This window comes from Hymenobacter sp. DG25A, assembly GCF_001280305.1.
Taxonomy (GTDB): domain Bacteria; phylum Bacteroidota; class Bacteroidia; order Cytophagales; family Hymenobacteraceae; genus Hymenobacter.
The window spans coordinates 3,436,141-3,459,502 of sequence record NZ_CP012623.1; the positions used below are offsets into that span (position 1 = coordinate 3,436,141).

The 23,362-nt window shown below is 58.1% G+C and carries 22 protein-coding genes; 14 read left to right on the top strand and 8 right to left on the bottom strand.

Annotation, left to right across the window (positions count from 1 at the left end):
• Nucleotides 1-21: 21 nt before the first annotated feature.
• Both AM218_RS14775 and AM218_RS14780 read right to left on the bottom strand, forming a co-directional pair.
• A complete protein-coding gene (locus AM218_RS14775) occupies nt 22-546 on the bottom strand; it encodes a DinB family protein (protein ID WP_054414657.1) in 525 nt (174 codons plus the stop codon).
• Between the two features lie 100 nt (nt 547-646).
• Nucleotides 647-1,564 (bottom strand): alpha/beta fold hydrolase, encoded by a 918-nt coding sequence (locus AM218_RS14780; RefSeq protein ID WP_054414659.1) that lies wholly within the window; start codon nt 1,562-1,564, stop codon nt 647-649.
• Between the two features lie 173 nt (nt 1,565-1,737).
• Between AM218_RS14780 and AM218_RS14785 the strand changes: the two genes are divergently transcribed.
• From AM218_RS14785 to AM218_RS14805, 5 genes are all read left to right on the top strand, one after another.
• A complete protein-coding gene (locus AM218_RS14785) occupies nt 1,738-2,814 on the top strand; it encodes an NADH:flavin oxidoreductase/NADH oxidase (RefSeq protein WP_054415661.1) in 1,077 nt (358 codons plus the stop codon).
• Nucleotides 2,815-2,936: 122 nt separating this feature from the next.
• Nucleotides 2,937-5,039: a M13 family metallopeptidase gene (locus AM218_RS14790; protein ID WP_054415663.1), complete on the top strand. Its 2,103-nt coding sequence runs from the start codon at nt 2,937-2,939 to the stop codon at nt 5,037-5,039.
• A gap of 60 nt (nt 5,040-5,099) precedes the next feature.
• On the top strand, nt 5,100-7,223 hold the full coding sequence (locus tag AM218_RS14795; protein ID WP_054414660.1) for a M13 family metallopeptidase: 2,124 nt from the start codon (nt 5,100-5,102) through the stop codon (nt 7,221-7,223).
• A 144-nt stretch (nt 7,224-7,367) separates the two neighbouring features.
• Nucleotides 7,368-7,739 carry a BlaI/MecI/CopY family transcriptional regulator gene (locus AM218_RS14800; protein ID WP_054414662.1) on the top strand — a complete coding sequence of 124 codons (372 nt, stop codon included), beginning with the start codon at nt 7,368-7,370 and terminating at the stop codon, nt 7,737-7,739.
• Nucleotides 7,736-9,265 (top strand): M56 family metallopeptidase, encoded by a 1,530-nt coding sequence (locus AM218_RS14805; RefSeq protein WP_054414663.1) that lies wholly within the window; start codon nt 7,736-7,738, stop codon nt 9,263-9,265. Before AM218_RS14800 ends, AM218_RS14805 begins: the two co-directional genes overlap by 4 nt.
• Nucleotides 9,266-9,362: 97 nt before the next feature.
• Here AM218_RS14805 and AM218_RS14810 read toward each other — a convergent pair whose 3' ends face one another.
• Nucleotides 9,363-9,725: a VOC family protein gene (locus tag AM218_RS14810; RefSeq protein ID WP_054414665.1), complete on the bottom strand. Its 363-nt coding sequence runs from the start codon at nt 9,723-9,725 to the stop codon at nt 9,363-9,365.
• 520 nt (nt 9,726-10,245) lie between these two features.
• Here AM218_RS14810 and AM218_RS17095 point away from each other — a divergent pair.
• The 5 genes from AM218_RS17095 to AM218_RS14835 all read left to right on the top strand — a co-directional run bounded on the left by AM218_RS17095 (nt 10,246) and on the right by AM218_RS14835 (nt 15,157).
• Nucleotides 10,246-10,722, top strand: a complete 477-nt coding sequence (locus tag AM218_RS17095; protein WP_231717504.1) for an alpha-amylase family glycosyl hydrolase — start codon at nt 10,246-10,248, stop codon at nt 10,720-10,722.
• Between the two features lie 21 nt (nt 10,723-10,743).
• On the top strand, nt 10,744-12,069 hold the full coding sequence (locus AM218_RS14820) for an alpha-amylase domain-containing protein (RefSeq protein ID WP_054414673.1): 1,326 nt from the start codon (nt 10,744-10,746) through the stop codon (nt 12,067-12,069).
• Between the two features lie 317 nt (nt 12,070-12,386).
• The gene (locus AM218_RS14825) at nt 12,387-12,848 is read left to right on the top strand and encodes a hypothetical protein (protein ID WP_054414675.1); all 462 of its coding nucleotides are present in this window, start codon (nt 12,387-12,389) and stop codon (nt 12,846-12,848) included.
• A gap of 188 nt (nt 12,849-13,036) precedes the next feature.
• Nucleotides 13,037-14,674: an MFS transporter gene (locus AM218_RS14830; RefSeq protein ID WP_054414677.1), complete on the top strand. Its 1,638-nt coding sequence runs from the start codon at nt 13,037-13,039 to the stop codon at nt 14,672-14,674.
• A gap of 147 nt (nt 14,675-14,821) precedes the next feature.
• Entirely contained in the window at nt 14,822-15,157 is a 336-nt protein-coding gene (locus AM218_RS14835; protein WP_044510562.1) for a hypothetical protein, read from the top strand.
• A 106-nt stretch (nt 15,158-15,263) separates the two neighbouring features.
• On the opposite strand, the gene AM218_RS14840 is transcribed toward AM218_RS14835, so the two are convergent.
• Nucleotides 15,264-15,542: a hypothetical protein gene (locus AM218_RS14840; RefSeq protein ID WP_054414680.1), complete on the bottom strand. Its 279-nt coding sequence runs from the start codon at nt 15,540-15,542 to the stop codon at nt 15,264-15,266.
• 170 nt (nt 15,543-15,712) lie between these two features.
• Between AM218_RS14840 and AM218_RS14845 the strand changes: the two genes are divergently transcribed.
• Complete coding sequence (locus tag AM218_RS14845) at nt 15,713-16,144, top strand: SpoIIAA family protein (protein ID WP_157547680.1); 432 nt, start codon at nt 15,713-15,715, stop codon at nt 16,142-16,144.
• 22 nt (nt 16,145-16,166) lie between these two features.
• On the opposite strand, the gene AM218_RS14850 is transcribed toward AM218_RS14845, so the two are convergent.
• Both AM218_RS14850 and AM218_RS14855 read right to left on the bottom strand, forming a co-directional pair.
• Complete coding sequence (locus AM218_RS14850) at nt 16,167-17,057, bottom strand: DUF5694 domain-containing protein (RefSeq protein WP_157547681.1); 891 nt, start codon at nt 17,055-17,057, stop codon at nt 16,167-16,169.
• A gap of 263 nt (nt 17,058-17,320) precedes the next feature.
• Nucleotides 17,321-17,722, bottom strand: a complete 402-nt coding sequence (locus AM218_RS14855; protein ID WP_054414689.1) for a hypothetical protein — start codon at nt 17,720-17,722, stop codon at nt 17,321-17,323.
• A 502-nt stretch (nt 17,723-18,224) separates the two neighbouring features.
• Here AM218_RS14855 and AM218_RS14860 point away from each other — a divergent pair.
• On the top strand, nt 18,225-19,355 hold the full coding sequence (locus AM218_RS14860; RefSeq protein ID WP_197273981.1) for a T9SS type A sorting domain-containing protein: 1,131 nt from the start codon (nt 18,225-18,227) through the stop codon (nt 19,353-19,355).
• Nucleotides 19,356-19,513: 158 nt separating this feature from the next.
• On the opposite strand, the gene AM218_RS14865 is transcribed toward AM218_RS14860, so the two are convergent.
• Complete coding sequence (locus AM218_RS14865; RefSeq protein ID WP_044510551.1) at nt 19,514-19,918, bottom strand: hypothetical protein; 405 nt, start codon at nt 19,916-19,918, stop codon at nt 19,514-19,516.
• Nucleotides 19,919-20,932: 1,014 nt separating this feature from the next.
• Here AM218_RS14865 and AM218_RS14870 point away from each other — a divergent pair.
• On the top strand, nt 20,933-21,223 hold the full coding sequence (locus AM218_RS14870; protein ID WP_052430506.1) for a hypothetical protein: 291 nt from the start codon (nt 20,933-20,935) through the stop codon (nt 21,221-21,223).
• 224 nt (nt 21,224-21,447) lie between these two features.
• Complete coding sequence (locus AM218_RS14875) at nt 21,448-22,098, top strand: hypothetical protein (protein WP_054414692.1); 651 nt, start codon at nt 21,448-21,450, stop codon at nt 22,096-22,098.
• A 171-nt stretch (nt 22,099-22,269) separates the two neighbouring features.
• Here the strand turns inward: AM218_RS14875 and AM218_RS14880 are convergent, their stop codons facing one another.
• Complete coding sequence (locus AM218_RS14880; RefSeq protein ID WP_082318258.1) at nt 22,270-23,352, bottom strand: sensor histidine kinase; 1,083 nt, start codon at nt 23,350-23,352, stop codon at nt 22,270-22,272.
• Nucleotides 23,353-23,362: the final 10 nt, after the last annotated feature.

The following is a 23,362-nucleotide window of genomic DNA, read 5'->3' on the forward strand; positions in this document are numbered from 1 at the left end:
TAATGGGAAGGGATACTGGCTTTACCGGTCCGGGGTTGAGGCGGCCTGCAGCACCCGGGCCGTTACCAGCAGCTGGCCCACATGGCGCTGGGTATGCTCGGCGGCATGAAACAGCAAACCCAGCACGGTGGAGGGTAATTGGGCCCGGCCCACTCCGCGCGGCTCCGTGGCGGTGTCCTGCGGCGTTAGGCGCAGCTGCTCCAGTGCTTTATCTACCTGCTCAGAAAACTGCCCGATTAACTCCGTAGCCGTGGCACTGGTGGGCTGGCCTTCGGCGCGGAGCGCCTGCAGCTGCTCGGGCGTCAGCGTTTCGGCGCGGGCATAGGTAAAGAGGCGGCTGAGCACGCCGGCCAAGTGCTGGAGGTGAAAGCCCACGGAAGCCACGCCGGCGGGCCGTTCCCAGAGCAGGTCGGCCGGGAAATCAGTCAGTAGCGCTGTTACTTCTTCCCGGGCCTGCAGCAGGGCATGCGCCACGGGTTGAAACAAAGCGGGAATTGCGGGCAACGGGCCGCGCAGCCATACTTCCAGGGATTCAGCCACACCTATGAGGAAAAGGCAGTGAAAATAATTCGTTAAACCAAGCCACCAGGCAAGTGTTTGGGACCGGGCCTGGCTAACTCTATGCCGGCGGCGCTACTTATATGATCTATCGGGAGCGGCGGGCCAGCAGCCACAGGCCGGCTACGGCTACCCCTGCCACAGCTGCTACCGCCAGGGTGCGCTGCGGCCTGGCGGTAGCAGCTGTGGCTTCTTTGCCCGCTTCCTGCCCCCTGTATTGCCCACCGGTTACCTGCAGAATCAGGCGGACGGTTTCCTGGGGCTGGTCCCACTGCGGAAAGTGGCCGCAGCCCGCAAACCAATGCAGCCGGGCATCGGGAAACAGGGCCTGGGCCCGCGCTGCCTGCCGCGGCAGGCAAACCAGATCCTGCCGGCCCCAGCCAATAACCAGCGGCGCCGCAACAGACCCTTCGGGCGCGCCTTGCTGCTTTTCGCCGTAGGCCAGGCTCTCCAGCAGCTCATCGAAAGAAGGTGCGGCGGCAAAGGTGCGCATCTCATCCAGCGTAATTTTTGGCGACAGCCGCCACGGTTTGGCTGAGAACTGCGCAAACAGGGCCGTTCGGCCCACTGCGCTGCTGGTCAGGGCTGGCATAACGGGCTGCAACGCCCGCACCAGCCGAATAGAGCCTGCCACGGTGTAGTAGAAGACGGGAATTTCCCAGCCCTGCCAGAATCCGCCGGGGTCCAGGGAAACCACCGCGCCCAGCACACCGCCCCGCCGGGCCATTTCCAGCACCAGGCGGGCCCCCATGGAGCTACCCACGGCATCAATCCCCAGCAACTGGTGCGCCTCCAGGAATTCGGTGAGGGCATCGGCCAGTGTGCCAATGGTAACCGGACCGGACAGCGGGGGCGTGTCGCCAAAGCCCGGCAAATCCACAGCAATAATTTCGCGCTCGGCGGCCAAATCATCCAGAATGGTATTCCAGGAGCGCCAGCTGCCGCCAATACCATGTACCAAAAGCAAAGGCTTGCCGGTGCCGCGCCGGATGTAGTGCATATCCATAGAAGTCAGGAAAAGAGGTCAGGAAACAGACAGGGGAATGCTGGGCTTTACGGAGGCCGGGATAATTGGGTATCGATTGAGCTCCCGGCGCCGGACTTGGCCAGTTGCAGCTAAACCCCGGGCCCCGCAATAGAGTTATGAAGACTTTCTGTATCACCTCAGCCCGCTATACCGTGTCTCAGCTCTTCACGCCGCTTACTCTGCGCGGCATTACGTTTAAAAACCGCATTGCCGTGTCGCCGATGTGCGAGTACAGCAGCCAGGATGGCTTTGCCAACGATTGGCACCTGGTGCACCTAGGCAGCCGCGCCGTGGGCGGGGCCGGACTGGTCATTACGGAAGCCGCCGCCGTTTCGCCGGAGGGCCGCATCACCCCCGATGACCTGGGGATTTGGGAGGATGCCCATGTGCCTTTCCTGAAGCGCATCACCGATTTTCTGAAAAGCCAGGGCGCCGTGTCCGGCATTCAGCTGGCGCACGCCGGCCGCAAAGCCAGCCACCGCAGCCCTTGGAAAGGCGGCACGCTCATCGGGCCTACCGAGGAAGGCGGCTGGGTGCGGGTAGCGCCCAGCGCCCTGCCGTTTTCCGGGGACGAAGCAGCCCCGCAGGAACTCTCCCCGGCCGGTATTGAAAAGGTGGTAGCTGATTTCCGGGCGGCCGCAGTTCGCTCCCTGGAGGCTGGCTTTGAGGTGATTGAAGTGCACGCGGCCCACGGCTATCTGCTGCACGAGTTCATGTCGCCGCTCAGCAACCAGCGCACCGATGCCTATGGTGGCTCCTTCGAAAACCGAATCCGCCTGCTGCTGGAAGTAGTGGAAGCCACCCGCAGCGTGTGGCCCGCTGAGTACCCGCTGCTGGTGCGCATCTCCGCTACCGATTGGACCGAAGGCGGCTGGACCGCCGATGACTCCGTGGCCTTGGCCCGCGTGCTGAAAGAAAAGGGCGTAGACCTGCTGGACTGCTCCACCGGCGGTAACGTGCCCGTGGCGCCTATTCCCGTGGGGCCCATGTACCAGCTGCCATTCGCCGCCCGCATCAAACAGGAAACCGGCCTGCCCACCGGCGCCGTGGGTATGATTACCACGGCTGAGGAAGCCGAAAGCATTATTGCCAACCACCAGGCCGATATGGTGCTGCTGGCCCGGGAGCTGCTGCGCGACCCTTACTTCCCGCTGCACGCCGCCCACGAGCTGGACGCTGAGATTACCTGGCCCGATCAATACCTGCGGGCCCGCCCCCGAAAACGCTAAAAGAGGCATCAGGACCCAGCACACCGCAGAGGGAGAGAAGTAGCTGATGCAGCTTAACTTGCAGAAGCTGGTCTTTGCCCCGCAAAGGCCAGCTTCTGACTCTTTCTTCCCTTCTCTTTTCTATGCAGAAGACTTCTATTCTCACCCGCTCCCTCACCGCGGCCGCCGCCCTGGCTATAGCGGGCTGTGCCGCCAGCCAAACGGCGCCCACTACTCCCACGGCCGCCGCGCCGGCCGCCCCCACCGAAGCCGTAGTAAAAGGTGTGGGCCTGGATGTGGCCGACCTGGACCCCAGCGTTTCGCCCTGCGACGACTTCTTTCAGTATTCCGGTGGCGCCTGGCTGAAGAACAATCCCATTCCGGCCTATGCCTCCAGCTGGGGCCCGCGCAACCTGCTCGGCGACCGGACCCAGGCTCTGCTGCGCCGCATTCTGGAAGAAGCCGCCGCCAATACCGCCGCCGAGAAAGGCTCTAATCTGCAGAAGGTCGGCGACTTCTATGCCTCGGCCATGGACACCGTGGCCATTGAAAAGGCCGGCCTGGCCCCGCTGCAGCCCGAGCTAAACCGCATTGCCGCCGTGAAAGATTTGCGCGGCCTGCAGGATGTGGTAGCCCGTCACAAGCTGCTGAAAACCGGCGCCTTCTTTGGGGCCGGGGTAGAGGTAGATGAGAAAAAAACCACCCAATACGCTGTGGGTCTGTACCAGGGCGGCCTTACCCTGCCCGACCGCGACTACTACTTCAAGCAGGATGCCCGCACGGAAACCATCCGGGCCGCTTACCGCAAGTACCTCACAAATATGTTTGCCCTGCTGGGCGACAAGCCGGCCACTGCCCAGAAAAACGCGGCTACGGTAGAGCGCATCGAGACGCGCCTGGCCAAGGCTTCCCGCACCCGCGTGGAGCTGCGCGACCCGCAGGCCAACTACAACAAAATGGCGCTGGCCGAGGCCAGCAAGCGCTACCCCAACCTGAACCTGCCCCGCGTGCTGGACGCCCTGCAACTGGGCACGGCCCAGGAGGTGATTGTGGGGCAGCCCGCTTTCCTGGATGAAGCCAACAAAGTGCTAAAGACCGAGCCGCTGGCCGATCTGAAAACCTACCTGCGCTGGCACCTAGTGCGCTCCGTTTCCTCAGCCCTGCCAAAGGCGTATGTGGATGAGTCGTTCCGGTTTAGCCAGGTGCTGGGCGGCACCAAGCAGCTGCCCACCCGCTGGAAGCGCATGCTGGGGGCTACTGACCAAGCTTTGGGCGAAGCCTTTGGCCAGCTCTATGTAGACAAAGCCTTTTCCCCCGCCGCCAAGCAAAAGGCCCTGGAAATGGTCACCAACATCAAGGCTTCCATGGCCGAGCACATTCAGACCAATACCTGGATGAGCGACGCCACCAAGACCGAAGCGCTGAAAAAGCTGAACGCCCTGCGCGTCAAAATCGGCTACCCCGATGTGTGGAAAGACTACTCGGCTCTCACCATTACGCGAGACTCCTACCTGAAAAATATGCTGGCCGCCCGCGAGTGGGACTACCGTCAGGAAGTGAAAAAGTACGGCGGCCCCATTGACCGCAACGAGTGGGGCATGACGCCCTCTACTATTAATGCCTACTACAACCCGCCGATGAACGAAATTGTGTTCCCGGCCGGGTACCTGCAGCCCCCGTTCTTCGACCCCAAGGCCGACGATGCAGTAAACTACGGCGCCATCGGGGGCGTTATCGGCCACGAAATCACCCACGGCTTCGACGACCAGGGCCGTCAGTACGACGCTGAAGGCAACCTGCGCGACTGGTGGACCAAGGAAGATGCCGATAAATTTACCCAGCGCGCTGAGGTAGTAGGCCGCCAGTATTCGGCCTTCTCGCCCCTGGATTCGGTGTTTGTGAACGGCAAGCTGACCATGGGTGAAAACCTGGCCGACTTTGCTGGCCTCACGGTAGTGTATGGTGCCCTGCAAAAGCAGCTGCAGCAGCGCTACGGCAATGGCCCGCGGCCTAAGTTTGATGGCTTCACACCGGAGCAGCGCTTTTTCCTCTCCTGGGCCCAGCTGCGGCGTACCAACATCCGCCCCGAAGCCCTGCGCCAGCAGATCCTCACCGACCCCCACTCGCCGGGGCAGTACCGCACTATCGGCCCGCTCATGAACATGCCCCAGTTCTACGAAGCCTTTGGCTGCCAGGAAGGCCAGAAAATGGTGCGCGCCCAGCAGGACCGCGCAAAGATCTGGTAACTATATTTAGCTCCTCATCACCTCCTCTTTCTTCATTTTTCCTCTCTTCTTACCGTTCTTATGTTTCGTACTAGTGCTTTTCTTTTGACGCTGGGTACTGCCGCTGGCTTGGTGCTGTCGGGCTGTGCCAGCAGCACGCCGGTGGCCAAGGCCACCGAGCCCACGGCGGCCCCGGCTACGGCTACGGCGGTTACGGCCTCGGCGGGCCCGGTGCTGCCCGGCGTGGGCCTCGACCCCGCCAACATCGACAAGTCCGTGTCGCCCTGCGACGACTTCTTCCAGTATGCTTCCGGCACCTGGCTGAAGAACAATCCTATTCCGGCGGCCGAGTCGCGCTGGAGTTCCTGGAATACCCTCATCAACCAGAACGAAGCCGTGATGCGCGGCATTCTGGAGGAGTCGGCGTCCAACACCTCGGCTACCAAGGGCTCTAACCTGCAGAAAGTAGGCGACTACTATGCTTCTTCCATGGACTCCATGGCCATTGAAAAAGCCGGCCTGAAGTATCTGCAGCCCGAGCTGGCCCGTATTGCGGCCGTGAAAGACCTGAAAGGCCTGCAAACGGCGCTGGTACGGGCTCAGCGCCTGCAAACCCGCTCGGTGTTTGGCCTGGGCGTAAACCAGGACCGCAAAAAGAGCGACGAGTACGCGCTGTACCTGAGCCAAGGCGGCCTCACGCTGCCCGACCGCGACTATTACCTGAAGGATGATGCCCGCTCCAAAGGCATCCGGGCGGCTTACACTACTTACCTCACCAACACCTTCAAAATGTTGGGCGAGGCTCCGGCCACGGCCGCCAAAAATGCCGCTACGGTGCTGCGCATTGAGACGCGCCTGGCCAAAGCTAGCAAAGACCGGGTAGCCCTGCGCGACCCCTACGCCAACTACAACAAGATGACGGTGGCCGAGGCCAACCGCCTGTATCCTAACCTGGGCCTGACGGCCATGCTGCCCGCGCTGAGCCTGAGCTCGGCCAAGGAAGTAATTGTAGGTCAGCCTGATTTCCTGAAGGAAGCCAACACGGCCCTCAAGCAGGAGTCCCTCGCCGACTGGAAAACCTATCTGCGCGCCCACCTCGTCAATTCCGTGTCATCGGCCCTGCCTAAGGCGTATGTAGATGAGTCGTTCCGCTTTCAGCAGGTGCTGAGCGGCGCCAAGGAGCAGCAGCCCCGCTGGAAGCGCATGCTGCGCGCTACGGATGGTGCCCTGGGCGAAGCCTTCGGCCAGCTGTACGTGGATAAGGCTTTCACCCCGGAAACCAAAGTGAAGGCCCAGGAAATGGTAGCCAACATCAAGGAAGCCATGGGTGAGCACATCCGCGGGCTGGAGTGGATGAGCGCCGCCACCAAGGAAGAAGCCCTGAAAAAGCTGAATGCCTTCACCGTAAAAATCGGCTACCCCGACAAGTGGAAGGACTATTCGGCCCTGAACATCTCGCGTGAGTCGTACCTGAAAAACATGCTGGCCGCCCGCGAGTGGGAGTCGAAAGACAACCTGAGCCGCTACGGCAAGCCCATTGACCGCTCGGTTTGGGGCATGACCCCGCCCACGGTGAATGCCTACTACAACTCTTCGCTGAATGAAATTGTATTCCCCGCCGGCATCATGCAGCCGCCGTTCTTCGACCCCAAGGCCGATGACGCGGTAAACTACGGTGGTATGGGTGCCGTTATCGGCCACGAAATCACGCACGGCTTCGATGACCGGGGTCGTCAGTCGGATGCCCAGGGCAACCTGCGCGACTGGTGGACCAAGGAAGATGCTGACGAATTCACGAAGCGCGCCGACATGGTGGGCGCCCAGTACTCGGCCTTCCAGCCCCTGGATTCGGTGTTTGTGAATGGCAAGCTGACCATGGGTGAAAACCTGGCCGACTTCGGTGGCCTAGCTCTGGCGTACTCGGCCCTACAGAAGCAGCTCCAGAAGCAGCACGGCAGCAACCCCCGTCCGCAGTACGACGGCTTCTCGCCCGAGCAGCGCTTCTTCCTGGCCTGGGCCCAGGTATGGCGCACCAATGCCCGCCCGGAGTATATCCGCCAGCAGGTACAGACGGACCCACACTCCCCGGCCCAGTACCGTACCAACGGTCCGCTGATGAACATGCCCGAGTTCTACGAAGCCTTCGGCTGCAAAGACCAGGGTAAAATGGTGCGCGCCCAGAATGAGCGGGCCCGCATCTGGTAAGCCGATAGGTTTATCGTTCTAATTAAAAAAAGCCGTCTGCATTGCGCAGGCGGCTTTTTTGTTGGTGTTTGAAAAATATTTACGCCGACTTGCATTGTTTATTACGAAAGTTTCGTAGAATTACGAATAATTCGTAATAAAGCTATGGAACGACTAACACAACCCGAGGAAGAGGCCATGCAGGTGCTCTGGAAACTGGAAGGTGGGTTTATCAAGGAGGTGCTGGAGCTGCTGCCCGCGCCCCAGCCACCCTACACCACGCTGGCTTCCACCATTCGCAACCTGGAGCGCAAAGGCTACCTGCAGAGCGAGAAGCTGGGCAACACTTACCGTTTCACGCCTCTGATTGCGGCCGAGGACTACCGCAAGCGGTTTATGAGCACGTTTGTGGGCGACTATTTCAAGAACTCCTACAAAGAGCTGGTATCCTTCTTCGCCCAGGACCAGAAAATCAGTGCCGCCGAGCTGCAGGAAATCATTGACATGATTGAACGCCAAAAGCCCCCACAGTCATGATACCGGACGTGCTGATTTATCTGCTGAAGGCCAACGCGGCCTTGCTGCTTTTGCTGGGCCTGTATTATGCGCTGCTGCGCCGGCTCACGTTCCATCAGCTCAACCGGGTGTATCTGCTGGGCGCGGGCGTGTTTTCCCTGCTGTATCCGCTGATAGATGTATCGGCACTGCTGGTGCGGCCAGTGCAGCTGGGCGCGGTTGTACTGCCGGAATGGGCCATGCGCGTTGTCTCCGCGCCGGCGGCTCCCACTGCGCCTGATTATGGGCTCTGGCTGCTGGGGGTATACTGGGCGGGCGTAGGCTTCATGCTGTTGCGCCTGCTGCTACAGGGCGCTTCCCTGGCCGGCGTGCACCGGGCTTCGCGCCCGGCCATGGCGGCCGGGGTGCCCTTCCGCCAGGTGGCCGCCGAGGTGAATCCGTTTTCCTTCTGGCAGACGATTTATCTGAACCCGGAACAGCACGGCGCTGCAGAGCTCCCGGCTATTCTGCTGCACGAGCAGGTGCATGTGCACCAGTGGCATACGCTGGATGTGCTGCTGGCCCACCTACAGCGAATTATGGGCTGGTTTAGCCCCGGCACGTGGCTGCTGCTGCGGGCCGTGCAGGAAAACCTGGAGTTCATCACGGACGAGGAGGTGCTGCGCGCCGGCCGCCTCGATGCCAGACAATATCAATACAGCCTCGTGCGGCTTAGCACCCTGGCGCCGGGCCCAGCGCTGGTAACTCCCTTCTCCTTTATCACTCTAAAAAACCGCATTCGTATGATGAATTCCCATGCTTCTTCCCGCAAACAAACTGCCCGCTACCTGCTGATACTGCCCTTAGCGCTGGGCCTGCTGAGCTTCTCGGCGCCGGAGGCGGCTTCCGCCATGCTCACGCCAAAGGCTGCCGTAGCACCCGCTGGCGAGGAGGTTGAAAAGGCCACTACTATCAGCGCCCTACCCCCGGCGGCGCTGGCGCACATCGTAAAGGAATATCCCGGTTACCGGCTGATTGGGGTATCGGAGCTGCGCGCTGCCGATGGCAGCAACCTGCGCTATAAGGCTGAAATTGCCATTGGTCGTCGCCCCAAGCAGGTGGTCTTTACAGAGAAGGGCGAGCCGGTAGCCGCGGTGGCGGCAGCTGAGCCATTGTTTTACGTGGATGGCCAGCTCATGCCCAAGAGCGAGGTAGATAAGCTGGATCCTAACTCGATTGAATCGATGAAGGTGCTGAAAGGCGAAGACGCCCGCAAAGTTTTCGGCGACCAGGTGGTGGATGGGGTAGTTGTCATTACCACCAAAGCCAATGTCAATTCCAGCGCCGTACGGGCCTTTAACCGAAAGGTAGAAGCCGCCGCCCCGCCGAAAAAAACCGATATGAGCAAGGCCCTGATTCTGCTGAACGGGAAGGAAATAACCGAAGCAGAAATGAAGCAGATTCCATCGTCCACCATTAAGGAGGTGCGGATTGTGAATGATGCCGACGCTGAGAAGCAGTATGGCGCCAAAGGCAAGAATGGCGTCATTATCGTGACTACGAAGTAGCGGCATAAATACTAATGTGCAAAAAGCCCTCTGTCAGCTATTGACAGAGGGCTTTTTGGTGGTTGATATCTGCAGTGCCGGCTTCTTGAGCCCGGAATTACTGCGGCAGCGCGAAATGCGGGTTCTGAATTACGCCCAATAGATTGGCAAACGGGTCCTGCACGGTGCCCAGCAGAATGCCACCGCCTACATCGTGCACGTCTTCGTGGGGGTGGGCGCCCAACTCTATTAGCCGGGCAAAGGCCGCGGCGGCATCGGGCACGCCCCAGTAGGCTATGGGGCCGGCCTGCCCGGCTACGGGGGCATCGGGCACCAAGCCCAGTTCATAGCCGCCCACGTTGAAGCCAACATAAAACGGCTCATCAAAATAGGGTTCCTGCCCCAGGGCGGCGCTGTACCACGCTTTGGCCTTCGTCAGATTACCGACCGGATAAACTACCGTGCGTAAGCCTTCAAACATAGAAGAAGAGAATTAAGGTGAGTAAGGCAGAAATGTACCGGGTTTTTCTGTCTCAGCTGCCAGGCCGGGCCAGCCCCTGCTGCAGCCCGCGCTTGTAGGCCACCTAATTAACGGCTTGCGGGGAGTAGGGTGGCTAACCCGACGTAAGGGCGCCAGCTACGGAGCCTTGCACCAGGTGAAAAACAGCCTACACCTGCCGGCTGTAACACGCGGAGTGGCAGGGGAAAATGAACCGTAAAGCATTGTACCAAAACAATAAGATAGGAGAGAAAAAAGAGGCAGAAAATGAGGTGATTTTTAACCGATTGGATAGAAGTAAGAAAAGCGAATACTTTTCCAATGGCGAAATTTCGCATTTTACATAAATTTCATTTTCATTATATTATTGATAGTTAATACTTTAAATGATTTTATGCTTATAAAGTTCTATCCATATTGGCCATAATTCTATTGCACTTGCGGGGTAGAGATTTCCTAGTATTGTTCCACAAACCTCTCTTACAAACCAACCCCCCATTTCATGAGAAAATTGCTAGCGGCCGCCCTTCTGGGGCTGTCTGCCACAGGCAGTCTTTTGTCATCCTGTAACAAGGATGCCGTCCAGCCGGGTGCTTCGCCCACCATGGCTGTTACCCCCCAAACGCAAAGCGCGGTAGTCGCGAATGGCGTGATGATGCAGGGCTTCTACTGGGACGTGCCCACCACCACCGCGGCCGGCACGTGGTGGCAAAACCTGGGCGCCAAAGCGCAGGAGCTCAGTGACGCCGGTATTACGGCCATGTGGCTGCCGCCCGCCTACAAAGGCTCCGGCGCGCTGGACGTGGGCTACGGCGTGTATGACCGCTACGACCTGGGCGAGTTCAACCAGAAAGGTACCGTAGCCACGCGCTACGGCACACTCAGCCAGCTCCAGGCAGCCATAACTTCCCTGCACGGCAAAGGCATTCAGGTATATGAGGATATGGTGATGAACCACCTGACCTCCGCCGATGCCTAGGAGCAGTTCAACATTGGGGGCGTGAACTACAATGTGTACACCAGCTTCACGTATCCGGGCCGCGGCAACACGTACAGCAGCTACAAGTGGCACTACTACAATTTTAACGGCACGCAGCAGGCGCCCAACAACGGCTGGTACCAGTGGAATGCCTGGGACTTTCAGCCCTACGCCAACAACGACGCCTACGATAACCTGCTGGGCTCCGAAATCCGCTATGCCGATGTAAACCAGCGCACCGAGACCAAGAACTGGGGCAACTGGATTACCACCAAGCTCAACCTGGACGGGTACCGCCTGGATGCCACCAAGCACATCCAGACGTCGTTTGTGAATGAGTGGCTGGACGCCGTGAAAGGCACCAGCGGCCGCTTTGCCGTGAGCGAAGCCTGGTTCCGCAACCTCACCGACCTGAACAACTACGCCGCAGCTACCGGCGGGCGCACCAGCCTCTTCGACGTGCCCCTGCACTATACCTTTCAGGATATGAGCAACGGCAACGGCACCTGGGATATGCGGGGCCTGCAGTTTGCCGGCTTCACCGAGGCCAATGGCCCCCTGTCCGTATCCTTCGTGGATAACCACGATACCGACCAGCAGGGCGGGGCCCTGTACTCGCCGGTTGTCAACCTCAAGATGCTGGCCTACGCCTACATCCTGACCCGCGAGAAAGGGTATCCCTGCGTGTTCTACCGCGACTATTACGAGTACGGCCTGGGTGCCCAGATCAAGAAGCTTATGGGTATTCGGAAAGCCAACGGCTACGGCGCAGGCTTTGAGTACACCAGTGTAGATGATGCCGATGTATATGCCTACTCCCGTGCCGGCGACGCCACGCACGCCGGTCTGCTACTCCTGCTGAACGACGGCAGCTCGGCCCGCAGCAAAGGCATTACCACGCCCTTCAAGAGTACCACGCTCACGGATAAAACCGGCAACAATACCAGCACCATCAGCACCGATGCCAATGGCTACGGCGTATTCCCGGTGAATGCCCGCAGCTACTCCGTATGGGTGCCGGGCACGGGCACTACCACGCCGCCGCCCACTTCCACCACCACGGCCGTTACCTTCAATGTCACCTACAGCAATACCGTTTCGGGGCAGGATGTGTACGTAGTAGGCAGCACGGCCCAGCTGGGTAGCTGGAACGCGGCCAGCGCCATTAAGCTGAGCGGTGCAGCCTATCCCAAGTGGAGCGGCACCGTGAACCTGACCAGCGGCACGGCTGTGCAATACAAATACATTCGCAAAGACGGCGCCGGCAACGTGCTCTGGGAAGGCGGCGCCAACCGCGCCTTTACGCCCTCGGGCACCAGCCTGACCCGCACCGATACCTGGCAATAGCCCACCAGCTGCGCCCCGGCGCTCCTGCTCTTACAAACTGCAAAAGGCCGACTGAAACAGTCGGCCTTTTTGCGTGCCGGGCCCGGGCTGCGGGCGTAGCCGCCGCGCTGTGCGTGAGCGGACACCGTGCCCAAATCCGGACAATTTTTGCAATGCAAGGCAGATGTATTTTATATATAAATTATTGATTGTTAATACTTTATTGAAATGGCACGGGGCTTGGCTACTCCTATACCGGGTGGCAGGAGAGTTGTTCGAAACCGCACACCGCTCCTCCGCTTAGTACCGCTCTGTTCCACTCTTTTCATCCTACTGCTATGAAACGCTTTGCCCCCGCTCTCTTTTCCTCCCGTGCCACTTCGCTGGCTTCCTCGGTTCGTCGGCATCTGGGCCGCTTCACCTTTGCGGGCCTGCTGGCTTTGGGTATGGCCGGCGCCGCCCAGGCCCAGCAGGTTGCACCGGTATCCATTGAAAGCCCCGATGCGGAAAGCATTCGGGTGCGCATTGCCAACCCCACCGGCCAGCCCGGCCGCCTTCAGGTAATGCGCCTCCGCACTGGGCGGGTGTTGTTTGAAGAAGCCTACTCATCGGCCACCTACGGGCACCGCTTCAACTTCCGCCAGCTGCCCGCCGGCCGCTACGCCCTGCTCATGAACGTAGGCGCCCGGGCCTTCCGCTACACCCTGGAAGTGCAGCCCGATGCCCACCGGCAGTCGGTGGTGGTGCGCCAGGTGAAAGCCCGGCTGCCCCGGCTGGCCCTGGCATCGTCGGGGCTGTAAGGGCGCGCCAGGCGGCGGAAATCAGCAGGTCCGGGGCTGCCATTTAGTGGTCCCGGGCCTGCCGGTTTTACGGGTAGCTGAGAAGCCGCCGGCTAAGCACCCCTTTCCCGGCGGCATGCGTAGGAAAGCAATTCGCCCGTTAGCTGGTTCTGAAATAGAGCCGGTCGTTTTCGGCTTGCTGTTCCTCTATGCCTGCTTCGCTTCCTTCCTCCGTTGACGCTCCCAAAGCCACGCTCTGGACGCCCTTCGCCTATTCCTTGTTTCGGGCCATCTGGATTGCCTCCGTGGTGTCCAACATCGGCACCTGGATGCAGAATGTGGCAGGCGTGTGGCTGGTGACTACCCTTACTACCTCGGCGCTGCTGGTGGCCCTCATGCAAACCGCCACCAGCCTGCCCTCCTTCCTGCTAAGCCTGCCCGCCGGCGCCATGGGCGACCTGATTGACCGGCGCAAGCTGCTGCTCTTCACTCAGGGCTTTATGGCGGTGGTGGCGCTGTGGCTGGGCACGCTGGCACTTATGGGTGAAATATCAGCGCTGGGCGTGCTGGGCTTCACATTTCTGCTGGGCATTGGGGCTGCTCTGAATGGCCCCATCTGGCAAACAGTCACCATTGAGCTGGTACCGCGGCAGGCGCTGCCCTTTGCCATTACCCTGAACGGCGTCAGCAACAACATTGCCCGGGCCGTGGGGCCGGCCATTGGCGGGGCCATTATTGCCTACTACTCGCCGGGGTGGGTGTTTCTGCTGAACGGGCTGTCGTTTCTGGGAACCTGGGCCGTAGTGTATAGCTGGAAGCGCAACCCCGAGGTAGCCACCGGCCCGGCCGAGAACTTTACGGGTGCGCTGCGGGCCGGGCTGCGCTACGTGCAGTACTCGCCGGCTATTTATGCCGTGCTGGTGCGCACGTTTGCCTTTTCCTTTGGGGCCAGTGCCATGTGGGCGCTGCTCTCGGTGGTGGTGGCGCGCCGCCTGCACCTCAGCTCGGGGCACTACGGTATTATGCTTTCCTGGCTGGGAGCGGGGGCCGTGGCCGGGGCTTTTCTGATGGGCCGCGCGGGGCACCGGCTCAACTTCAACCAACGGGTGCTGCTGGGTACCCTGGTGTTTGTGGGTACCAACGTGGCGCTGGCCCTGCTTACCTCGGTGTACCTGCTGTATCCGGTGATGTTTATTTCCGGCATTGCCTGGCTGATGGTGATGACCAGCTTCAGCACCACCGTGCAACTGCACGTGCCCAAGTGGGTGCAGGCGCGGGTAGTCAGTGTGTACATGCTGCTGTTTCAGGCGGGGCTGGCGCTGGGCAGCGTGGTCTGGGGCGAGCTGGCCGACCGCACCAGCCTGGAGCTTTCCCTGCTGCTCACGGCTGCCTGGATGCTGGTGAGCATGCTGCTGGCGCTGCCCTTCCCCATGCGCTCGGCCGAGGGGCTGGACCTGGCCCCCGCCGAGCACTGGCCCGACCCCGAAGTGCAGGGCGACATTGACCCCGACGATGGCCCCGTGGTAGTAATGATAGAATACCATGTGCCGGCCGCCAGCTGGCCCGCCTTCCGGCAGGCCGCAACCCACCTCACCCGCCTGCGCCTGCGCGACGGCGCCCTGCGGGCCGGGTTATTTGCCGATGTAGCCCAGCCCGAAAAGATTACCGAGTTCTTTTACGTGGCTACCTGGGGCGAGCATGAACGCCAGCACCACCGCTTCACCCGCGAGGACGTGGCCGTAGAAGCCCAGGTTCGCCAGTTCCATACCGGTCCGCAGCCGCCCCGCGTCACGCACTTCCTGGCTTTCCCCAAAACTATAAATGTAGAAGTGGCTACTTCGGTGTAGGGGATGGGCCGGTGGTGTTTAAGCTCGACGAAAAAACATCAAATAACACTATAATTCACAGTTTGGTTCAAAAAGCAGGGGCGAAAACACACTTCCGGCATTAACTTTGTGACAGGAAGATCAACAGGTCTTCTACTCCCTTTCTATATGCCCAAACTCCTGCTTATTCTGCTCTTGGCTTTTCTGATGCTGGTAGAGCCGGGTCAGGTGGCGGCCGAGTCTGCCAGCGTTGCGCTGGCCGAAACGGCTCTGCTGTTAAGCCCTCCTAAAGTGCCGCGTCCCGTTTACCGACGCTACAAAGGCAATAGCCGCAGCAAGAAAAAGCGCCTGGGCGTGTTCCGCCGCTGGGCTGCTTACCGCAAAGCCAAACGCAAGAACAAGGGCGCACCAACCAGAAAAGCTGCTCCGGCCAAACGGGGTGTGATTCGGGTAGATGCCCCGGATATGAAGATGCCGGCGCCACCGCCTGCTCCCAAGCCTTAGGCTTTACCACTGGTAGATATAAAAAAGAGCCGCCCTTCCCTTGAGGAGGGGCGGCTCTTTTTATGCGCCGGCCGGGATGGTACGCTGCTGGTAACCAGGTAGGGCTTTACTCTGCGGCCGGCCGTTGGGAGGCCAGCACGGTTTCGGCCATGGCTTTCAGGTCCAGGTCATCTACCAGTCCATCACAGAGCGTGAGGATAGAAAACAGGTAGCGCTTTAGCTGCGCCGGGTCGGGGTGCGGTTGGCGCAGAGCCGCCTGCACCAGGTGCAACGATAAATCGGCGAGGAGGAGCTGCCGGCGGGCACCGGGAGCAGCCTCCTGGAGCGCGGCAGTTTCCGTGAGGGCGTGGGCCTGGTGAACCAGTTGCAGAATAGGCTCGTGCATGAGGAAAGAATAGTAATGGAGCCGGCAATTTTACCACCTGGCACCGGCTGTACCAAACCCTTTGTTCTGTTCCAGCCCAGCGGCAGCGCATACTGGTTTTGCCGGTGGTCCGCCGCCCGGTGTTTCAGGCAGTTGAAACCTTACCGGATTAGGTGATATTTTTGCCCTTCATGAGCAAGCTGAAACCCGCCACTATCTATTTTGAGAATGCCGCCGGGCGCCTGCTGGAAGAGCCTGCTGGGTTTATGCGTACCATTTGGGGCAGCGGCCCCCGCCGGCCCGAAGATACCCGGGCTGTGTTTACGCACATGATGCTGGCCCTGCAGCGGCACGGCTGGAGCCGCATCCTGATTGATCAGCGCCCGATGCAGCCCTTCACGGCGGAGGAGCAAACCTGGATAACCCAGGAGTGGATGCCCCGGGCGGTGTCCGAGGGCGGCTACCGCCACGGCGCGGTCATCGTTTCGCCCAATGTTATGGTGCGCCTGGCCACCGCCTACATTACCACCCAGGTGCTGGGGCTGCCCCTGCAGTACCGCTCTTTCGAAACGGAGGCCGAGGCTCTGGCCTGGCTTCTGCAGCAGCCCGCCGCTCCGCAGTAGTAAGCTGACTGCCCTGGGCGGGCTACTTGTGCTTGAGATAAGCCGCCGCCGGCACTACCCGGTAGGCGGGGTCCGTGGCGAAAATGCCCTGCAAAGACGCCACGTGCCGGCCCCCGATGATGGTGAGAATCCGGGAGCTGCCGGTAGCCAGCTGCGTGGTTACAATGTTGGAGTAAACCTTCAGGTCGCGGTTATAAAACACGGAAATGAACTCCGCCCCCACGTGGTGCGGGCTAATGAAGGCGGCATCTACCATGGGGTCGGGCTTTAGAGTGCCATCGGTTACCCGGGCGGGGGTGCGGTACACCAGCGTGTGCAGCTGCTGCAGAAAAGCCGGACTGTTGAGAAAGGAGTACAGGCCCGCAAGCGTGATAGTGCCGCTTTCAAACTGCTCCACCACGGGCTTGTAAAACTGCCGGTGCTCCGCGGTGGCCTGCTCATACAGCGTCAGGTTAGTGCCCTGGTTTAGAATACTCTGCGAGGTGCCACCCGGGGCGTTTACGCAGTAAATGCGGCTGATGCCCAGGCGCTTGCCCAATGCAAAGCCCAGCTGAAATACTTCCGAGCGGCCATCGGGAAGGCTATCCAGCACCAGCTGGCCCTGCCGGTAGCGCTGGTACAGGCTGTCGATGCGGGCCTGCTGCTCGGGCAACTCTTCTACCAGGATGGCATCGGGCCGGAAGCGCTGCATCTGGTCCTGCAGGGCCCGTAGCTCGGCCTGCCGCCGGGGCGTCAGCACATCAGTCAGTGGGTTAGCGGGCTTGTGCAGTTGCCCCAGGTGGGGCGAGGAGAATAGCCAGATTTCGGTGGGGTGCCCGGCCGTAGCCGTGGCGGGAGTAGGGGCAGGGGTATGCGTAGCCGTGCAGCTAAACAGACCAACCAGGCAGATCAAGGCAGGTAATAATTGGGGCATAGGGATAGAGAGATATGGAAGGGGAAGGCCGGGAGGAGCCGCTTGCTCCGTCTGGCATCTACCCAGAGATACTAAAGTCAACGAACAGGTTGCTAGCGGCCGCCGGAAATTGGCAGCGCAGGCCCGCTCTTCTCCCACGCGGGCTGCTGCTTTGGCGGGTGCAGAAGCCTGCCTCCAAAACACAAATAGCCCCCTTGCCGAATCCGGGGCAAGGGGGCTATTGGCTACTTAGGTGTGCGCCTTAAGTGGGGGACGCTGACTGGCTATTCGGCCATGGCCGTCATCGATACGGAGCCCAGGTTTGCCTTACGCTCCGTTTCCGTGTGCAGGTCCAGGGTGTAGCGGGTTACTTCTTTGCCCACTTTCACCACAAAGGCATACTCCCCATCGGGCAACTCCTTCACGTTCAGCTTGCTGCCGAAAACGGGTTTGTCGGTGAATTTTTCGTACAGCACGGCCTTGTCGCTCAGGCGCACCACTTGCAGCTCACCCTTTTTAAAATGAGGGTTGCTCACGCGCACTAAGTAGGTAAAGTCGCCCACCTTATCCACGCAAACGGGCTGCGGACGGGCAGAGGACTGGGCCTGGGCAGCCTGGGTGAAACCCAGACTGGCGCAGGCGGCCACCAGAAGGAGGCGGGGGGCTTGTTTCAGGAGCGTTTTCATAGCGTGGTGTGGTAAAAAGGTTGGAAAAAACGGCTGCCCGCCCAGCGGCGAAGCAGTACTTGTATGATGTATCATAGACACCGTTTTCCACACGCGGTTGCATATTATTTGTATATAATTCTCTGATTATAAGAAAGATGAATCAATAAAGGAACAATGCAATAAGAGGCCCGGCAACCCCGGTAGATGCCCTTTCAGCAGGCCACTAAGCAACCGGCCTGATCATCATGTTAAACACCAGTTATGATTGAAAAACTCTCTTAATTATTGTATATTGAATATAATATTTATGATTAATCCTTAGCTGGTAAGAGCCGGCTAAGGCCTGGGAAGTTTTGTGCTGTTGCTATCCGCCGTTTCGCGCCTGCTCTGTTGAGCTTCTTTCCGTTCCCGGTTCATGGTGTGCCTTTCCCCTCAGACCAGCCTCCGCTGGCTGCTGCGGGAGGCTTGTTGGCTGTCTTATTTCTATTTCTACTTACTCAACCTGCTACGCCTATCCGCTATGAAAAACCTGTACTTACTTTTCCTGCTGGCTTTTGGAGTAGTTCCGCTGGCCTGGAGCCAGCAGCCTACCACCCCCGGCCCGGGGAAGCTGCTGCTGCATACCTGCCAGCCCGGCGGCGCCATGCAGCTGGTAGATATTCCCGCCACGTTTAAGTTTCCTCCCCGCACCGGCAGCGGGCGCGAGGCGCTTCCCCCGCAGGTGCGGATCATTTACCTAATCCCCACCGACCGGACCTACAACCCCGCCTATGCCACGGCTATAAGCAACGCGGCGCTGCACGTACAAAGCTTTTATCAGCAGCAAATGGGCAACACCAAAACCTTTACGCTGCGGGAGCCGGTGGTGGAAGTTTACCAGACGCCGCACGATGCGGCCTGGTACCAGACCAACCCCAATGGCAACAACTTTGCGCAGTTCTTCTATAATGTGGCCCAGGACGGGTTTGCGGCCGTGAACGGCATGTACTACGACCCGCAGAATGTGTACGTATTCTACATAGATGCCGAAGCGGCCTGCGGGCAGTGCGGCGGCTGCGGGGGCGGCGGCATTGTGGTCATGGATTCCAATGATTTCAAAGGCCTGCTCAACCTGCCTACCACCCGCTATTGCCCCACCGACCCCGAGCCGCCCCATTATGCGCCCTGCCTGTACGTGGGGCGACTGGCGCACGAGATGGGCCATGCCTTTGGCCTGCCCCACCCTCCCGGCTGCGACGACGGCCTGCCCACCTGCGACTACAGCGACCTGCTGTATCTGGGGTATGTCGACTACCCCAACACCTACATTAGCCAGGCGGAGAAAGACACCCTCAACCAGAGCCCCTTCTTTACGCCGCAGCCCCTGAAAGTGCCGCCCACGGGCTGCGATGTGCTGACGAGCGCCCGCCGGCAGGCTGCTTCCATCATGCAGAGCATTAGCCCCAACCCAGCGCAGGGCACCGCCACGGTGCATTTGCGGGCCCTCAGCCGCAAAACTACGCTTACCTTAACCGATGCCCTGGGCCGGGAAGTGCGCCAATACCCGGTAGGTGCCCGGGCCACCGAGGCCACGCTGGACCTGCAGGGCTTAAACCCCGGGCTATATCTGCTGCGCACCGGCACCAGCAGCCAACGCCTGCTGGTAAAATAATTTGGGCCTGACGGTGGCCGCGCGGCCGATGGCCGGTTTGCTGGGCATGGTCACCTACCTACTGGAAGTGAGTAGGTAGCACCCCTACAAAAACAAGGCAGGGTATCCGCTTTACGTGGATACCCTGCCTTGTTTTATGCCCACCGGTGGGAGGGAAGTTATTTCGTGTTCACAGCCGCTAGCGACACATTCTCCAGGTGTACTGTGCGCTCCGTTTCGGTTTGCAGGTTCAGCGAGTAGCGGGTTACGCCCTGGCCTACTTTCACCACCACGGCATATTCCCCATCCGTCAGCTGCTGCACGTTCAGCCGGCCGCCAAAGGTGGGCTTAAAGGTAGATTGGCTGTAGACAACGGCATTGTCGCTCAGCCGAACCACTTGCAGCCGGCTGCGTTGCCGCTGGGGGTTGCTGGCCCGCACTATATAAGTGAAGTCGTTTACTTTCAGTACACTAACGGCTGGGGCCTGGTTGGCAGTTTGGGCCTGGGCCGGCTGCGTGAAGCCAAGACCAGCGAAGGCGGCCACCAGCACCAGGCGGGAGGCTTTTTGGAGGAGTGTTTTCATAGCGTGGTAGGGGTAAGGAGGTTGGATAAGGAAGCTGCGGCCCGCGGCGTAGCGGGCAGCCCTTCCCGGTTGCCAGTAAGATTCCCAACTCAGCTGAACGGTTGCCTGTGGGCTTATATATATATTACTGATTATTGAAAAGATGCTATTAAAGCCGCTATAAGCGGCTTTTTTACTGCCAGGGCTACCTCGCGGCCGCCCAGCCGCGGCCAGCCCCGAAAAAAAAAACACCAGTAAAAGCCGGATTTCTGCATTGCCCGGGTCAGGAGTGTACGAAAACGGACAGTCTGCCTGATTACGGACGTTTTTTACGGAGTGGGTGTAGCTGATATTCGTTATAAATATATGATAATCAATAACTTATAACATTGGCACGGGGCTTGGGTACTACTATACAGGTTCGCCGCAGTGATGTTCAGAAACGCACAGTACGGACCTGATCCAAACCAGCAATCATTCATCCACTCTCTTTCTCTTTTCAGCCATGTCACGCTTCACTTCCTCCTCCGCTCGTTCCCTGAAACCTTCTGCTTCGCTGTCGGCTGCTGCCCGCCGCCGTTTGGGACGCTTTGTTTACTAAGCGGCTCAGCGCCTGTATTTTATAAATCAAGTCAATTCACATTTTTTCTTTTTGAGTCATGAAACGTTTTGTTGCTTCCTCCGCCCTTTCTGTTCGTCCTGCTACTTCGCTTTCGGCTGCCGCCCGTCGTCGGTTGGGCCGGTTTGTTTACTAAGGCCGGGGTGGCTGCGGCCATGCGCCGCTCCGCTGCGCCTGCGTAGAACAGGAAATTACCAGATAGCCCCCTAAGGGGAATTAGCTCGGGTCTGATACCAACTTGGTTGGGTATCTGACCCGAACTGGTTTAGGGCCGGGGCTAACATGTTGCGTTTTCCGGGGTGCTATGGGGGTTCCGGGAACTTTAGGGTGGGGAGCGGCTAAAACGGCGGCGTTTTGGCGTGTTTTTTGAGCACTGTCGAGGTGTATTTTGCCTCCCTGTCCTTCACCGTTTGTATATGCTGAAAATCTTCTCTCTCGCTGCCTTTCTGGTAGCAGCTATTCTGGGGCTTAGCGCTACGCCAGCCAGCGCCCAGGTTACCATCAATATTGGCCGCCCGGCGCCGCCCCCCGTCATTGTGGTGCGCGAAGTGCATCACCCCAAAAAGGCGAAAGGCCCTAAGCACTACTATTATCAGCCCCGCCCCGTGATGGTGGTGCCGGCCCGCCCCGTGTACTACGCCCCCCGCGGTGCCTACTATGGCGGCGGCCGTGGCCATGGAAAAGGGCACGGCAAGGGACGCCATTAGTAGCAGCCCGTTATCTATAAAAAAGGCTTCCACTGCGGTGGAAGCCTTTTTTTGTTCCTGTATAGTGGCGGCTACGCGGCCTTGCTCAGCCTGGCAGCAGCTAGTCCCGGGCAGGCATCAGCCACCGCCACCCACCAGCCGGCAGGGTGCTTTGGTATTATATATTGATTTGATAATATCATCTTTTATCTTTCGCCAATACAACCTATTCCACACCACAAAACATGAAGAAATTCTATCTATCCGCGTTGCTCGCTCTGAGCATCTCATTCTCTTATGCGCAAGGCTTCGAAAGCGCGAAGCAAATCTTCGAAAGCCCCAAGTTGAAGACCGAAATTGCCAAGCACAAGACGGTAGCTATCCTGCCTTTCGAAACCAAAATCACCTACAAAAAGCAGCCGAAGAACTTCAGCGCCGAGGCTAACCGGGAGCAGGAGAAATCCATGTCCAAGTCTATCCAGGCTAGCTTGTATACCTTCCTGCTTCGCAAAGCCAACAACTACACCGTTAGCTTCCAGGACGTAGACAAAACCAACATCCTGCTGAAGAAAGCCGGCGTGATGGATAAGCTGGATGAAATGACGCGCGACGAGCTGGCCAAAATCCTCGGCGTGGATGCCGTGCTGGGTGGCCGCTTTGAGCAGGAGCAGACCAAGTCAGATGGTGCCGCGCTTGCTACGGCTCTGTTGGTAGGCGGCATGGGCGGCAAAACCGGCACCGGCACGCTCTTCCTCCAGCTGAACGAAGGCAGCAACGGCGAACTGCTGTGGCGCTTCTTCAAGACCATGGATGATGGCCTCGGCTCCTCCACCGACGACCTGGTAGAGCGCATGATGCGCAAGGTGTCGCGCAACTTCCCGTATGCTAAGTCTTAAGAGCTTTACACTCAAAAAGAAAGGCCCGCAAAACTGCGGGCCTTTCTTTTTGAGTGTAAAGCAGCATCGATGGCCATATACTTCAAAATCTACTCAAATATTAGGAGGAGTGAGAGTAGCGCATGACATATACTCTAATATGGGTGCATACCACTAAAAACACATGCTTTTTTATCTATTCAGCATGTATGTAATTTTAAAGTCATTCCATCCAGCATTAATGCCTTGCTCAACAGGATATTCGCAATCATACGTAAGAGTGCAATTAAACAATGCAGCTAGCTTTCTAGCATTAGTTAATCCCATTCCAGTGCCAGAGGCAATTGAACGATTGATATTAGATCTAAACCCAGGCTCGAAAATCCTCTCTTTGTCTTCCTTAGGTATAAGTTGCCCATAGGAAGATACTGTAATTGTTACTTTTTGACCCCGCCGCATAGTTTCCTGTATTCTAACTCTTGGATAGAGCCTTACAAGATCAATTGAGTATTTAATAGCATTTTCTATAAGTATCATTAATAAAATTTCAAAATATTCCTTTTCGCCAGGCATATTTTGATTTGTGAAGCCTTCGGAGTAAAGGTGTTTGTTCTTAAAATCGTTTCTGAATATCTTAACTATTTTATTTACAGAGCGCTGTATTTCAAAATTTTTGTCTGTATTTATTCTTGCAGTTTCAAAAAAGTCCGGTCTAGTTAATTTTAGTTTGTCTAATATAAATCGTGTTAATCTTGATGCTACATATATCTTTTTGTGGTTTTTATCGGCTTTATCAAAAGAAGATTCCCAATCTTTTTCGCTTTTAAAGTCGATAAGCTCATCTACACTTGATACGATTTTTGAGTTTAATCCACGTAGCTCGTGAATATTGCCAGTGACTAGGCTTATTGGTATGTATTCTTCAAAGTTGATAATTTTATAATCATCAACTATTCTTGCTTTGATATAGATGTCGCTAAAAATATTGTCAGAATATTTTTTAACTACCTTGTTAGGCATTTTTCCTTTTTGAGAGGAAATAATCAAGCCTATATAACATAGGCTTTTATATATTATATAGCTAAATCCAAGGCAATCAATTCCTATTCGTGGTGTTTCGTTGATTTTATTCTCAATTAATAGCTGGGAATAAAATTTCAACAATGCATCTTGGTTACGAGTGTGTAGGTACTCACTTGGAGGGCCAATAATACAGCCTCCGGTTATTTTAACTTTAGAAGATGATACTGAAATTGTTGTAAAAACCTGATTCATATAAATAATG

Bases quoted from the DNA above. Each gene is read 5' to 3' on its own strand.
- AM218_RS14850 (WP_157547681.1), bottom strand. From the start codon at position 17,057: ATGCCCCAATTATTACCTGCCTTGATCTGCCTGGTTGGTCTGTTTAGC.
- AM218_RS17095 (WP_231717504.1), top strand. From the start codon at position 10,246: ATGAGAAAATTGCTAGCGGCCGCCCTTCTGGGGCTGTCTGCCACAGGC.
- AM218_RS14810 (WP_054414665.1), bottom strand. From the start codon at position 9,725: ATGTTTGAAGGCTTACGCACGGTAGTTTATCCGGTCGGTAATCTGACG.
- AM218_RS14835 (WP_044510562.1), top strand. From the start codon at position 14,822: ATGCCCAAACTCCTGCTTATTCTGCTCTTGGCTTTTCTGATGCTGGTA.
- AM218_RS14800 (WP_054414662.1), top strand. From the start codon at position 7,368: ATGGAACGACTAACACAACCCGAGGAAGAGGCCATGCAGGTGCTCTGG.
- AM218_RS14870 (WP_052430506.1), top strand. From the start codon at position 20,933: ATGCTGAAAATCTTCTCTCTCGCTGCCTTTCTGGTAGCAGCTATTCTG.
- AM218_RS14805 (WP_054414663.1), top strand. From the start codon at position 7,736: ATGATACCGGACGTGCTGATTTATCTGCTGAAGGCCAACGCGGCCTTG.
- AM218_RS14780 (WP_054414659.1), bottom strand. From the start codon at position 1,564: ATGGATATGCACTACATCCGGCGCGGCACCGGCAAGCCTTTGCTTTTG.
- AM218_RS14830 (WP_054414677.1), top strand. From the start codon at position 13,037: ATGCCTGCTTCGCTTCCTTCCTCCGTTGACGCTCCCAAAGCCACGCTC.
- AM218_RS14840 (WP_054414680.1), bottom strand. From the start codon at position 15,542: ATGCACGAGCCTATTCTGCAACTGGTTCACCAGGCCCACGCCCTCACG.
- AM218_RS14880 (WP_082318258.1), bottom strand. From the start codon at position 23,352: ATGAATCAGGTTTTTACAACAATTTCAGTATCATCTTCTAAAGTTAAA.
- AM218_RS14875 (WP_054414692.1), top strand. From the start codon at position 21,448: ATGAAGAAATTCTATCTATCCGCGTTGCTCGCTCTGAGCATCTCATTC.
- AM218_RS14865 (WP_044510551.1), bottom strand. From the start codon at position 19,918: ATGAAAACACTCCTCCAAAAAGCCTCCCGCCTGGTGCTGGTGGCCGCC.
- AM218_RS14790 (WP_054415663.1), top strand. From the start codon at position 2,937: ATGCAGAAGACTTCTATTCTCACCCGCTCCCTCACCGCGGCCGCCGCC.
- AM218_RS14845 (WP_157547680.1), top strand. From the start codon at position 15,713: ATGAGCAAGCTGAAACCCGCCACTATCTATTTTGAGAATGCCGCCGGG.
- AM218_RS14795 (WP_054414660.1), top strand. From the start codon at position 5,100: ATGTTTCGTACTAGTGCTTTTCTTTTGACGCTGGGTACTGCCGCTGGC.
- AM218_RS14825 (WP_054414675.1), top strand. From the start codon at position 12,387: ATGAAACGCTTTGCCCCCGCTCTCTTTTCCTCCCGTGCCACTTCGCTG.
- AM218_RS14855 (WP_054414689.1), bottom strand. From the start codon at position 17,722: ATGAAAACGCTCCTGAAACAAGCCCCCCGCCTCCTTCTGGTGGCCGCC.
- AM218_RS14860 (WP_197273981.1), top strand. From the start codon at position 18,225: ATGAAAAACCTGTACTTACTTTTCCTGCTGGCTTTTGGAGTAGTTCCG.